The 12,772-nt window shown below is 58.9% G+C and carries 11 protein-coding genes and 1 pseudogene; 9 read left to right on the top strand and 3 right to left on the bottom strand.

What is annotated here, in order from left to right; all coding sequences use genetic code 11:
* The first annotated feature begins 44 nt into the window (after nt 1–44).
* From HMPREF2779_RS06910 to HMPREF2779_RS06885, 6 genes and pseudogenes are all read left to right on the top strand, one after another.
* Complete coding sequence (locus tag HMPREF2779_RS06910; RefSeq protein WP_233992312.1) at nt 45–1,700, top strand: sensor histidine kinase; 1,656 nt, start codon at nt 45–47, stop codon at nt 1,698–1,700.
* A gap of 253 nt (nt 1,701–1,953) precedes the next feature.
* A complete protein-coding gene (locus tag HMPREF2779_RS06905; protein WP_105361169.1) occupies nt 1,954–2,655 on the top strand; it encodes a TetR/AcrR family transcriptional regulator in 702 nt (233 codons plus the stop codon).
* A gap of 429 nt (nt 2,656–3,084) precedes the next feature.
* A pseudogene (locus HMPREF2779_RS06900) lies at nt 3,085–3,567 on the top strand (MMPL family transporter); the annotation flags it as partial.
* A gap of 116 nt (nt 3,568–3,683) precedes the next feature.
* Nucleotides 3,684–4,088 (top strand): fluoride efflux transporter FluC, encoded by a 405-nt coding sequence (locus HMPREF2779_RS06895; RefSeq protein ID WP_233992311.1) that lies wholly within the window; start codon nt 3,684–3,686, stop codon nt 4,086–4,088.
* Entirely contained in the window at nt 4,088–4,540 is a 453-nt protein-coding gene (locus HMPREF2779_RS06890) for a fluoride efflux transporter FluC (protein ID WP_105361167.1), read from the top strand. Before HMPREF2779_RS06895 ends, HMPREF2779_RS06890 begins: the two co-directional genes overlap by 1 nt.
* A gap of 225 nt (nt 4,541–4,765) precedes the next feature.
* Entirely contained in the window at nt 4,766–5,407 is a 642-nt protein-coding gene (locus HMPREF2779_RS06885; protein WP_105361166.1) for a VanZ family protein, read from the top strand.
* Nucleotides 5,408–5,601: 194 nt separating this feature from the next.
* Here the strand turns inward: HMPREF2779_RS06885 and HMPREF2779_RS06880 are convergent, their stop codons facing one another.
* The 3 genes from HMPREF2779_RS06880 to HMPREF2779_RS06870 all read right to left on the bottom strand — a co-directional run bounded on the left by HMPREF2779_RS06880 (nt 5,602) and on the right by HMPREF2779_RS06870 (nt 9,066).
* Nucleotides 5,602–6,609: an MIP/aquaporin family protein gene (locus tag HMPREF2779_RS06880; protein ID WP_105361165.1), complete on the bottom strand. Its 1,008-nt coding sequence runs from the start codon at nt 6,607–6,609 to the stop codon at nt 5,602–5,604.
* 538 nt (nt 6,610–7,147) lie between these two features.
* On the bottom strand, nt 7,148–8,377 hold the full coding sequence (gene argE / locus HMPREF2779_RS06875) for an acetylornithine deacetylase (protein WP_105361164.1): 1,230 nt from the start codon (nt 8,375–8,377) through the stop codon (nt 7,148–7,150).
* A 146-nt stretch (nt 8,378–8,523) separates the two neighbouring features.
* The gene (locus HMPREF2779_RS06870) at nt 8,524–9,066 is read right to left on the bottom strand and encodes a flavin reductase family protein (protein WP_105361163.1); all 543 of its coding nucleotides are present in this window, start codon (nt 9,064–9,066) and stop codon (nt 8,524–8,526) included.
* Nucleotides 9,067–9,462: 396 nt separating this feature from the next.
* Between HMPREF2779_RS06870 and HMPREF2779_RS06865 the strand changes: the two genes are divergently transcribed.
* The 3 genes from HMPREF2779_RS06865 (at nt 9,463) to HMPREF2779_RS06855 (ending at nt 12,753) form a co-directional block, all read left to right on the top strand.
* Nucleotides 9,463–11,466: a DUF6541 family protein gene (locus HMPREF2779_RS06865; protein ID WP_105361162.1), complete on the top strand. Its 2,004-nt coding sequence runs from the start codon at nt 9,463–9,465 to the stop codon at nt 11,464–11,466.
* A gap of 171 nt (nt 11,467–11,637) precedes the next feature.
* On the top strand, nt 11,638–12,375 hold the full coding sequence (locus HMPREF2779_RS06860; protein WP_005507977.1) for a glycosyltransferase family 2 protein: 738 nt from the start codon (nt 11,638–11,640) through the stop codon (nt 12,373–12,375).
* Nucleotides 12,376–12,753 (top strand): DUF2304 domain-containing protein, encoded by a 378-nt coding sequence (locus HMPREF2779_RS06855; protein WP_005507976.1) that lies wholly within the window; start codon nt 12,376–12,378, stop codon nt 12,751–12,753. It begins immediately after the preceding gene.
* Nucleotides 12,754–12,772: the final 19 nt, after the last annotated feature.

Raw genomic sequence — 12,772 nt, 5'->3', positions numbered from 1 at the left:
CGCCATATCAGTTATATTCCGTATTTCGAATATAGAAAGAAAGGATGCTCGTGGGCTCCTACTCACCCGGTGACCCCGCCTCCCCAGATAACGAAGCAACCCGCCCCCTGCGCGCGGGTACCCCCGCACGAGACGGCGCCGCGCCCTTCCGCGGGAACTTCTTCGTGCGCCTCCGTGCCGCCTGGAAGAGCATGCGAAACCCCGAAGCATCCCCCGAAGAACTCGGGTATGTACCCCACATGCGCTCGCGCCTTATCGCCATCCTCGTGACTGCCCTCGGCATTGCATGCCTCATCATCGGCCTGTCCACCTACGTGACCCTGCAGAACTCGCTCTACCATCAGGCACAAAGCGACCTCAAAGAAACCAGCCACCGCGTAGTGCAGCCGCTCTCCCGAGACGGCAAGCGAGAAGAAGTGGACTGTAGCGACCTGCAGAACAGCAGCTCCCTCTTTGCGCCTGGTCAGGCGTCCGGAACTATCATCACCTGCGTGGAATCCGAAGGTGCCGTAGAAATCGCCAGCAAGCTCACCAAGGAGGGCACCATACAAACCCTCTCCGCCAACGACCAGGTAACCCTCGGAACCATGGCACTGAACGCCACCAAAGAAGAAGTCCGAGAGGTCAAGCTGGAATCCGGCCTGTACCTCATCAAAATCACCCCGAAGGCTAATAGCAGCGCCGATGCCCAGGTGGTTGGTATTCCGCTTGCCAACGTACAGCAGACCCTCACCATCTTCGTGATTGTGGTAGCCCTCGGGTCTATTGCCGTGATGGTCGGTGCCGGCGTGGTGGGCTCCTACATTATTCGCGGCACCATGAAGCCCCTGGAGCGAGTCTCCGCGGTGGCAACCGACGTGGCGCACCTGGATCTGGAAGAGCACACCATCTCCTCGGCGGTGCGAGTGGAGCCGAGAGATTCCGACCCGCGCACCGAAGTGGGTGCCGTAGGCTACGCCCTCAATCAGCTACTCGATAACGTGAACTCCGCCCTCGAGGTACGCGAACGCACCGAACATCAGATTCGCGCCTTCATTGCGGACGCCTCCCATGAGCTGCGCACGCCCCTTGCCGCCATTAAGGGGTACTCCGATATGCTCCGCTGGACCGAGCCGCTCAGCGAATCCGGCCAGTCCTCCCTGGCGCGTATCGATTCGCAGACCGAGCGTATGTCCCGCCTCATTGAGGATCTGCTGACCCTTGCTCGCCTGGACGAGGGTCGCGAACCCAAGCTGGAGCAGGTTGACCTGACCGAGCTGGTGCTTGAATGCACCTCCGACATGCAGGCGGCAGCACGCACCCACGAATGGCACCTGAACCTGCCCGACGAGCCGGTTGAGGTTGTTGCCGATCGCTCCCAGATTCAGCGCGTGATTCTGAACCTGCTCTCGAATGCTCGCAAGCACACCGATGAGGGTACGCGCGTGACCGCTGGCCTGGCCGTGGATGCTGCACGCCGTGAAGCCGTGGTGACCGTGACCGATAACGGTCCGGGTATTGCCCCGGACTTCTTGCCGAAGATTTTTGACCGCTTCACCCGTGCCGATAAGGCGCGTTCCGGTTCGGATGGAACCACCGGTCTGGGTCTGGCGATTGTGCAGGCGATTGTGCAGGCGCACGGCGGTTCGATTCAGGTGCAGAGCCAGCCGGGGCATACGGTCTTTACGGTGCGTCTGCCTTTGGAAGCGGCGCGCGCCTAATGCGCCTGCCCTGTAGTTCGCTGAGCGGGTAGCCGGGTGAGTGCTCGAGGGGGTGGGGTGTGTTGTGCGCTCCCCGCCCCTTTGGTGTGCGTTTTTGGGGTGTTATAGTGCCCTGACGTGCCAAAATACTAAATTACTCGTTGAGCAAACATTAAATCTACACTTCAAGCTTATTGCCTTCAGTGCAAATATGTGGTGAATCTAACCCTCAAATAGTTACTCCCGGTGAAACATTGTGCGTATTGTAAAAAGCATGGCTAATCTTGTTGAATCCCCCGCAAACATCACGGACAAGCGTTCCGCCCGCAAGGCAGAGAACCGCATCGCAATCGTTGAGGCAGTAGAATCCCTCATCCTCGAGGGCGGCTACGGCGCCCTCAATGCAGAAGCACTCGCAGAACGCGCAGGCGTCTCCCGCCGCACCATCTTCAACCACTTCGCCTCCGTAGATGACGTGCTGGTCACCCGCATGAACCAGTACTTCAACCGCATCTTCGAAGAATGCGACTTTACCATCTCCGGCGAAAACGCAAGCATGGAAGCCGAAATGCTCTCCATCGCCCGCAAGGTCTTCATGAGCAACACCCTCGAAGAGTACATCGCACCCTTCGCACACCTGCTCTACGCCCTCGAAATGGACAGCCCCGCGAAGTTCGAAGAATACTCGCACGTCATCCTCGAGCGCACCTACGACATCTTCCTCGAACAGTATCTTGCGGCATACCCCGACCTGCCCTACCTGCGCGTGGCAGTCTTCGCCTCCAACCTCTCCGAAACCATCGGTGAAGGCGTCTACTACTACCTCACCCGCGCCGAAGAAATGACGGTCAAGGTCGCAGCAGAAGCCCCCGAAGGCACCCACCCCGAAGCACTCGCCATTGAAGCAATGCGCCAGTGCGTACTCGAAGCACTCGACTACCTGGGTCGTCTGGTCCAGGGCGAATTCGCAAGCTAAGCCCCATAGCGTTAACGCTCAAACACTCTCGCTTCGGGCACCTCATCTGCAGGTGCCCGGGGCGGGGTGTTTTTTGCCCAAAAACAGGCAGTAGCATTCGTAATGCAGAGCAAAACTGCTGGGTAAAACGGCAAGGCAAACACCACACGCGCCCAACCAACTCACCGCTCCCTACTCTTCACTCAACTTCAAAGGACTGAATCATGGCTACATGGCTCTACCGCATCGGTAAAGCCGCCTGTCGCGCATGGACTGTCATCCTCATCTGGGCACTCATCATTGCTGGTGTAGCGGGTGCCTACGCCGCGTTCCACGGCAAGCTTAGCAATACCTTCACCATGCCCGGAACGCAGACCCAGCTGCTCTCCGACGAGCTCGCACAGCGCTTCCCCAGTGCTAACCGCGGCTCCGGCCAGATCATTCTTACGACCGGTGATGTCCTTCCTCCCGACCCTGTTCATCGGTATTCTTTTTGGTCTTGCCATGGATTACCAGATGTTCCTAGTGACCGGCATGTGTGAAGCGTACGTGCACGGCAAGGATGCGGCGACCGCCATTGTGAGCGGCTACAACCATGCGGTGCGTGTGGTCGTGGCTGTCGCAATCATCATGATTTCGGTGTTTGGCGGCTTCATCTTCGCTGACTCGACCATGATCCGCCCGAGGGGCTTCGGTCTGGCGTTCGGCGTGCTCGTGGATGCGTTCATTGTGCGCATGGCGCTGACCCCGGCGATTATGGCTCTGTTGGGGGATAGGGCGTGGTGGATGCCGAAGTGGCTGGATCGCCTCACTCCGAATATGGATGTTGAAGGCGCTGCGCTGAGTGAGAAGATGAGCGAGAAGATTCAGTATGAGCGCGAGTCTGCCGCTACTGACTCGGGTAGCAAGCTCTGGGTCAGAGTAAAGTATTAGTGTGCGTTTGTGCGCTACGGCGCACTCTGAAGACTAATACGAGATGAAAGGGCAGGTGCACGGCGATGAGGAACCGCGCGAGTACCCGACAGTGGATAGGAGGCGTTCTGAGCCGTGTGCCTGCCCCTTTTCTTGTCTTTTTGGGCGGTGGCACGGGTGCACTGTGCCGCGTGCACACTCCCGGCGGTGTGCTGGTGGCGAACCTGCTGGGTTCGTTTACGCTGGGACTGCTGACGATGGTGTGGAACGCCTACGCGCGCCGTGACGGTGAGGAGCGGATTCATTCGTTCCGTCTGCTCTTTGGTGCCGGCATGATGGGCGGCTATACGACGTATTCGTCGATTGCGGCGGTTTTGGCGCAGACGATTTTTCTGCCGTACACCATCAACTACACGTACATGATGTTGGCGGTGGCGGTGCTGCTGGTGGGTGGTTTGGTTGCCGCCGCGGCGGGCATGCTGACGGGTCGTTTTGTGGCGTCCCGCTTGGTGCCCACCCGTGATGTTGAGGAGGGCCGCTAATGTTTTTCGCTCTGATGGTTTTCCTGTGCGGCGGTTTGGGTGCGATGACCCGTTTCTTCTTGGATAAGGTGATGTCGCCTCGCCTGCGTACGGAGTCGTCGATTATTAGCCCGGTGTTCGTGATTAACCTGGTGGGCTCGTTCCTGTACGGCCTGCTGATTATGCCGGTGTCTAATCCTCGCGCGCTGGGGGTGCACTATAACGCCACGGATCAGGTGGCGTTCTGGTGCACGGTGATTACGACCGGTCTGCTGGGTGGGTTTACGACGTTTTCGACCGCTATGGTGGAGGCGCTGACCGCCCGCTCTGAGGGCAAGATGGTGAAGTTCCTGATGCTGTGGCTGGTGCAGGTTGTGGGTGCGATGGTGGCAGCCCTGGCGGGTGCGCTCTTGTTTGTGTTGTTGTTTGGTCGGTATATTGCGCCGGTGTTCCCGCCGGATGTTCTGTACTGACGGCGCCGGCTGTGGTGGTTCTCATGGCATGTTTGGGTGCGTGTACAGCTTTTTCACAGTTTCGCCTAGGGTGAGCCATAGAGCGGTCTTTTACACTGGTGGTGAACGATATGCGGCGGGTATGAATAGTAACCCGCTATATACCACCAAGAATATATGTTAGAACAGGCATATATGCAGGTGGGGTGCGTATAAATCACTCTCACGCCCTAAGGAACACACGGCATGCAGGAACTGCTCAGTAAACATATGATTGGCACCTTCACCATCGAGATTGCGGCGCTTACTATCGCGCTCTCCATCATCGGATTTATTGGTATGCGCCTGCGCGCCAAGAAGACCGGTCGAGCACACAGCATCCGCCAGTACTTGTTAACCGCGTCTTTTGCGCTGTTCCTTGCTTCTATTCTTTCTCTGACGCTGACCCCGATTGGCTCTTCCAATAGCGTCACGAACCCCGAGCTGTACTACCCGCGTTTCTATGTGGGCTGGAGCTGGCAGCAGGCGTGGGAGCTGACTGCCGGCATGGGTCTGCGCCGCTTCGCAACCACCGTGTATGCGCAGCTCTTTTTCAATGTTGCCATGTTCATCCCCTTGGGCTTCTTTACTGCGGGCTGCCTGTGCTGGGGTCTGCGCGCCACGGCTTTGAGTGGCTTCGTGCTGTCGAGCTTCATTGAGTTGAGCCAGTTGACCGGTAACTGGGGTCTGGCGGGCTTCACCTACCGCACTTTTGATGTGGATGACATTGTGAATAATACTGCTGGCGCGGTTCTCGGTGCGGTCTGTATCTGGGTGGTGCGTGCGATTCAGAAGCGCCGCGCGGCTAAGCATGACCGGGCGCTGGCAATGGCTGCCGCCGCCGCGTAGGAGCCTCTGAAAGTCCCCATGTCCCTTCCGTGAGGTAGACGCAACGAACCCCTCATTTTCATAACCTGACCGATATTGTGCAGGTTATGAAAATGAGGGGTTCGCTGTTTTTAGATGAAACCTCGCCGGATAAATCTATTCAGATAAACCCGGCTCGATGAAACCCTAGACAGGGAAGTTCTCGGGCGGGAAGACTACTCGTCCTCGGTCAGTCGGTTCACGACGCGGGTACTGCGGTTGCCCTTCACCTCTTCGGGGAGCAGAATCGGCATGGAACCGGTCGGAGTGTAGGTTGCCGCGCGTGCCGCCGCGGTAGCGTGGGTGTCCTCAAACTCGGGGATAACCTCGGCACTGGGTGCACGGTACAGGTGGCTATTAGCCCACCACGCGAAGAGCAGAACCGCAATCGCCAGAGCGCTGGAGACGAACAGCCACGGGCTGACCTGACCCTCGTAGTAGAGCTTGAAGAACGCGCCACCCATGAAACCGCCGGCAATCGGGCCGCAGATCGGAACCCATGCGTAGAACCAGCGTGAGGTGCCCTTATCGTGGATGGGCAGCAGGGCGTGCATGAGGCGCGGACCGAAGTCACGGGCGGGGTTCAGGGCGTAGCCGGTCTGACCACCCAGGCCGATGACGAGCACGGCGACCATGAAGCCGAAAGCGAGGGGCTTGAGCACGTCGTTGAGGTTGAGAGAGAGTTCCACACCGCCGCTGATGGACGGCTTGAAGTTCACGCCGGTGTACAGTGCCGAGAAGACCAGCATGAACGTGCCAATCATTTCGGAGAGGGCGTTGGTGAAGTAGTTGTGAATAGCGGGGACGGTACCGAAAACGCCGAGCTTAATTTTCTTGTCGGCGGTTGCCTTCCAGTGCGGCAGGTAGTTGAGGTAGACCAGCCCGGCGCCAACCATTGCGCCAAGCATCTGGGCGATGATGTAGCCGGGGACTTTCTCCCAGGGGAATTCGCCGTAGGCTGCCAGGCCGATGGATACGGCGGGGTTGAGGTGGCCGCCGGAGTATGCGTGGGAGGCGTAGACACCGAAGGTGACGGCGAAGCCCCAACCGAAGGCGATGGTGAAGAAGTTGTCGCCGTGGCCTTTGGATCGGCGAAGTTCGACATTGGCGATGACGCCGCAGCCGATGGTGCACATGATGAGCGTGCCGAGGAATTCGGCGAGGTAGGGGCTGATGGTGTACACGGGGTGTCCTTCAGGTAGTGAACTGCGGGTGGTAAACCGGGATTCGGCCGGGTGCGCAGTGCCGAGCGTGAGGTAGGTGTGGTTTTGTGTGGGGCTATGCCGCCCGAGTGGCGTGTTTAACTTTTGGCATCTATGGAACCCTGAATACCCTAGAAGAGCAATACTTTGGTGTTATTTCACCCTTAGACATAAGCGGTTTTTCGGGTTTTTCGTTTAAAAATAAATGTGGAAGATGAGGGGAAAATCGGGCATAGTCCACACCTTGGACTCACTCCCTCAATTCGCGGTTGAACCCATGGAGAAACTCAAAAATAAACCCGCGATCAAACCAACACTCGCCCCCGCCATCAGCACCCGCCTGTCAGCACCCGCCTGCACCACCTGCCATCAGCACAGAATGCCCGGGCACCTCACGGGGTACCCGGACAGTTTCTGTAATTTTTATGCGGCTCTTACTGCGGCTCTTGCGAACCGCGGTGGACTGGCTGTTACGCCGCTACACGGTGATTACACGGCCGCTACACGGTGGCAACATGTGCTACTTGGCGCTCGCCCAGTCGAGAATCGCCCCGAAGAAGCGCTCGCATTCGCTCAGCTGCTCCAGCTCAATCCACTCGTTCGGGGTGTGCGCCTGGGCAATATCGCCGGGACCGCAAATGATGCTCTGCACGCCGGCACGCTGGAACTGGCCCGCCTCGGTGCCGTAGGTGACCTTCTGCGGTGCACCGTAGGTGCCCAGCCACTCGTGTGCCAGGTGAATGAGTGGCGCGTCGTCTTCGGTGCCCAGGCCCGGCACGGCGGCGAGCAACTCGTGCCTCACACCCACGTGGGAGGTGAGGCTACCGGGCTGTGCGCCGGTCAGCTTTTCGGCGCGTGCGGCGCGTGCCTGCAGATCCGGCAGGATCACCTCCGAAAGCTCGCGGTCAATATGCTCCACGAAGGACTCGGTGGTCACCTGCGGCAGGGTGCGCACATCGTACTCCACGACCGCCTGCTCGGCGACGATGTTGTACTGCAGGCCGCCGGTTGCCAGGTTCACGCTACCGGTGGAGTGGGGAATGATGAACGACTCGTCGAACGGGCCTTCTTCTTCCCACCGGTCCGCCATGTCAGTGAAGAAGGTAATGAATTCGCCGGCTGCGGCAACCGCGTTCACGCCGTGGGTGGCAAGGGAACCGTGCTTGGCCACGCCGGTGAAGGTGACGCGACCGCGGTGCGCGCCCTTGTGCGCGGAGATAATGCGCATGCTGGAAGGCTCACCAACAATCGCGTAGTCGGGGGCGAGGTCGCGCGCCACGAACTCCTCAATGAGGGAGGGCGCACCGACGCAACCGATTTCTTCATCGTAGGAGAACGCAAAGTGCAGGGGAATGCGCAGCTTCGCCTCGGCAACGCGCGGCAGCAGCCAGAGCGCGATGGCGAGGAAGCCCTTCATATCGCAGACGCCGCGGCCGTAGGCGCGGGTACCCTCCACGCGCAGGGTGAACGGGTCGGCGTCCCATGCCTGACCGGCAACGGGTACGACGTCCGTGTGACCGGAGAGGATAACGCCGCCGCGGGTGGTGCCGTCAGTGGCGGGAATCGTGACCAGCAGATTGGCGCGGGTGCCGTCATCGTTGTAGGTGCGCACGCCGCTGTAGCCGTAGCGGGCAAATTCGGCTTCGATGAGCTCAATAAGTTCCAGGTTGGAGGTTCCGGAGACGGTGGGGATCGCGATGAGCTTTTCGAGCCAGGGGAGGGATGCGGGCTGGGCGGTTTGAGCCGTCATGACTGTTCCTTCTGAGCTGTGTTGCTGTGCACTATGTTGCTGCGTGCTGTCGTGTGCCGTGTGCGCTTTTACGTTTAGGGTACGCCGCGGGGCGGTATTCCTCGCCTCATGGTCGTCGAATACCGCCCCGTGACCCATGTGCGGGGTTAGATGCTGTAGTTGTTCACGTTCGAGTGGTCACCCAGTGCGTGGAAGTTACGCGAGTGGTAGACCAGCGGGGTGCCTTCGCAATCGTTGCGGACGAACTCTTCAACCTGCGCAGTGAAGACGATTGCGGGACCAGCCTCAACGCGGCTGAGCGGGGTTGCGCGCAGAACGCGGCGTACGCCGTGGACGAGGGGCTCGCCGGTGGAGACGAATTCCCAGGTGCTGGTGTCTGCGAAGCGGGGGTAGTCGTGGGTTGCGAAGTTCTTCGCGATGGTGACATTCTCAGCGTCGAGCATGTGCACGAGGAAGGAGGATGCAGCCGCGATCTTTGCTGCGGAGCCGCTGTTTGCCTTGAGGGAGAAGGCGATGATGGGCGGTTCTGCGGCGACGGAGGTCAGCGAGGAGGCGGTGAAGCCTGCGGGGTCGCCGTTTTCGTCGGTGGCGGTGATGATGGCGACGCCGGCGGGCTGGTGGCCGAAGGCGAGCTTGAACTGCTCGGTGGTGTCGGCGAGGGGTGCCGGTGCTGCAATGGTTTCGGTCATGATCGACCCTTTCTTCTGCGGCTGCGTTTGAGGGTTCGTCCCGATGTGTATGCGTTGGACGACCCTTTGTATAAGGGGAGATATGTTTCAGGGTAAAGCTAATGGGTGCTGAACACCTTATTTATTGCCCTATGTTTCTTAGGTGCACCTTTCATGACGTAGGGCGTGAAATATTACGTCATATTCTTCGCCGGTTGGGAGCGTCCCGGAGGTGTTCTGCGGGGCACCCCGTGAAAGGCTCGGAACGCTTGGTTTTGGGTGCTGTCCCTCTCTCTTCCGCGGGGTTTCGCGGGGGTGATGAGGGATCTAGGGTATCCTTGCTTGGTACGCGAAAGCGCACCGACCCCCGTATTTGAGGGGTTTTCGGGTGCGTGAACTGTGGGGAGAAGAGGGTTAATGAGCTGGTTGGCAACTATTCCGCTGCTACTTTTTGCGGTCGTGTTGGCTTTTGGCCCCGGCTATGCAATGGGCTGGGCGCTGCGTGTTCCCGCACGTCTGCGCGTCTTCCTCTCTCCGCTCCTGTCCTTTGCCCTGGTGGCTGTCTCGGCAATTGTGCTGGGTAAGATTGGGATCGCGTGGAACCTGACTTCCTTCGTGGTGGTCGCGGTCGTGTTGGTGGCTACGGCAGCGGGCCTGATGTGGCTAGTGGGTCGCCGCTGGCCCGCTCTGACCTCCGCAGAGTGGCCGGGTAACGATGTTCCTGTGGCGTGGCCGGTGGTGGGTGCTGTTTTAGGCGGATTCCTGGTGCTGCACATGACCGAGGACATGGTCTACGGACCTGAGGCGTTCTCGCAGAGCCTGGATAACTCCTTCCACATGAATGCGATTCGCTGGATCCAGGAGCATGGCGACGCGTCGAGCCTGACCCTGGGCGCGGTATCTGCGGCAGACCAGCAACCGGCATTTTATCCGGCGGGTTGGCATGATTTTGTGTCCCTGATTTATAGCACTATGGGTACGAGCATTGCGACTGCCACCATCGTGACCGTGTTACTGGCTGCCGGCATTTTGTGGCCCTGCTCGCTGGTGGCGCTAAGCCTGAGCATCCCGAAGCTGCGTCGCCTGCAGGCGTTGGCAATCCCTGCGCTGACCTGTGGTTTTGCAGCGTTTCCCGGTCTCCTCCTGCGTTGGGGTGTGCTCTTCCCGAATCTGCTGGGTTACGCTCTGGTGCCATCATTTGTGGCACTCATGGTATGCCTGGTGCAGGTGATGATGCGCGGCGAGTACGCAGCTCTGCTTTCCCTGTGTCTTGCCGCCCTGGTGGGTGTCGCAGGTCTAGCGCTTGTGCATCCGAACGCGGTGGTGTCTGCTGTGGTCTTTGCTCTGCCGCTGGTGCTGGCCGGGGTGGCGTGGGTAGTGCGCTCGCGCGAGCTGGCCTCTCGCCAGAAGTGGGTGAGATCCGCTCTACTCGGGCTGGTAATTCTTGGGTGTGTGGGTGCCTGGTGGTTCCTGCGTCCTGGCGCATCTGCCAGCAACACGTGGGAGCCTATGCTCACCGAAGGTGAGGCGCTCTACCAGTTCCTCTTCTTGGGCCTGGAGAACGCCAATCAGTTGAGAGATACGTTCAATCCCTCGTATCTGGCCGGTTTCCTGGCCCTGTGGGGCGCGGGGTACCTGCTGTACAAGCACCGCAACCTGTGGCTGATTGCCAGCTGGGTGCTGATTGGTTACCTATGGATTGTGTCCGCCTCGGTGCCGCGCGGCGAGTTCCGCTTGTTGATGGTTGCTCCCTGGTACACGGATCATTTCCGCTTGGCGGCGCTGGTGGTATTCCCCTCGGTGATTCTGGCTGGTATCGGCTTGGGCGGCTTCGTGGAAGGTCTGCTTACCTGGGTTGCGCGCCGCGCGCCGCGCCCGGCACGATTGAAGGTTGCGACCGTCGGCATGGGCGTTGCGATGGTTCTGGTACTGGTAGTTGCTGGTCTTTCTTCGCGTGTACCCTCGGTGCAGGAGACAACTCTGGCGGTATCGCAGGAATACCGAGTGACCCCGACCTCTGTGGTGCTGAATCAGGACGAGATGAACGTCATTAACGAGATCCCGAAGATCGTGCCGAAGGGCGATGTGATCGTGAACAACCCCTGGGACGGTAGCGCCTATATTTACGCGCTGGCAGATCGTCACCTGACGGGATACCACTTCGAGTTTGAGACCTCACCCAAGTACTCGGCGATTATGCACAACCTCAAGGACGCTCGTACAAATCCGGAGGTGTGCCGCGAGGTGAACAAGTACAAGGCCCACTGGTACGTTCACCTGGAGAACCAGTTGAACTTCGGCCCAGACGCACAGAAAAACTACGACGGCCTCGTGGCTGCCATTGGCACGGACGTTCTGACCCCGGTGTACTCCTCGGGGCCGATGACTCTGTATCGCATTAGCGCTTGCGATAATAACTAGTATCTGGCACTTTTGGGCTGCCTGAAGTATTGCGGGGGTGGCGTGGAGACTAGGCCACCCCCGCGGTGCTACTTCGAGCGTCGTTAAGAGAGTACTGATAAGATGTAAAACCGGTATGCCTTTGTGCGCATACTAACTTCCGTATGCCATACACACAAGAGATAGCACCGCATGGAATCAGAGACTTTTACGCAGACCCCTCGGCCCCTCATCATTATGCCCGCGTGGAATGAAGAGGAAGTTATTGGGGGCACAATTGAAGAACTTTTCCGCATGATGCCTGAGGTCGACCTGGTAGTCGTCAATGACGGGTCCACCGACCGCACCTCTGAGATTGCGCGCGCTACCGGCGCTTTCGTGATTGATCTTCCCTACAACATGGGTATCGGTGGCGCTTTGCGCACCGGTTACAAGTATGCTCGCCAAGCCGGATATGATTGCGCGATTCAGGTTGATGCTGATGGCCAGCATGACCCGAAGGGTATCCGCACTGTGCTTGCTGGCCTGGAGGATGTCAACATCTCGATCGGTTCCCGCTTTGCTGAGGCGACGAACTATAAGGTGTCTGGTCCGCGTAAGTGGGCGATGGTGGTTCTGGCCCGTATGTTTACGATGATTTCAGGCGAGAAGTTCACCGACGCCACCTCCGGCTTCCGTGCGGCAGACCGCAAAGCGATTGAGCAGTATTGCGAGCATCTACCTGCTGAGTATCTGGGTGACTGTATCGATGCCTGCGTGATGGCGATTCGTTCTGGCTTGACTGTAAAGCAGGTGCCGGTTGAGATGCGTGAGCGTCAGGGCGGTACTCCTTCTTCAAGCCCGTGGAAGTCTGCGGTGTACCTGGTTCGTTCTTTCTTCTCGTTTGGCATGTCGATGACTCGCCAGAAAACGAATGTGGGGTCTAAGTAAATGAGTGCAAATATTTTCTTCCTTCTCATCGTGGTGGTGATGGAGGTTCTCGTTCTGGCGCAGGTACGCAACCAGAAGATGAAGGAAAAGTACGCCGCACTGTGGCTTATCGTTGGCGTCATCATGATTGTGTTGGCGCTTTTCCCGAAGCTTTTGGATGCCCTCTCGCGTCTGGTGGGTATTGAGACCCCGGTCAACCTGCTGTTCCTACTGGCGATTATTATGCTGATGGGTATCAGTCTGCATTTGACTCTGGCTATCTCGAAGATTACGGATGATATGCGTACCCTCGCTGAAGAAGTTGCGATTATGAAGGCTCTTCAGCGTCAGCCGCAGGGCGCTTCCCGCGCTACGGAGCGAGAGCAGAAGAAACCCTAAAGCCCCTGATTTTTATACG

The sequence above is a fragment of the Rothia sp. HMSC069C03 genome (assembly GCF_001811075.1).
Classification (GTDB): domain Bacteria; phylum Actinomycetota; class Actinomycetes; order Actinomycetales; family Micrococcaceae; genus Rothia; species Rothia mucilaginosa.
This window is presented reverse-complemented; position numbering and strand designations above follow the sequence as displayed.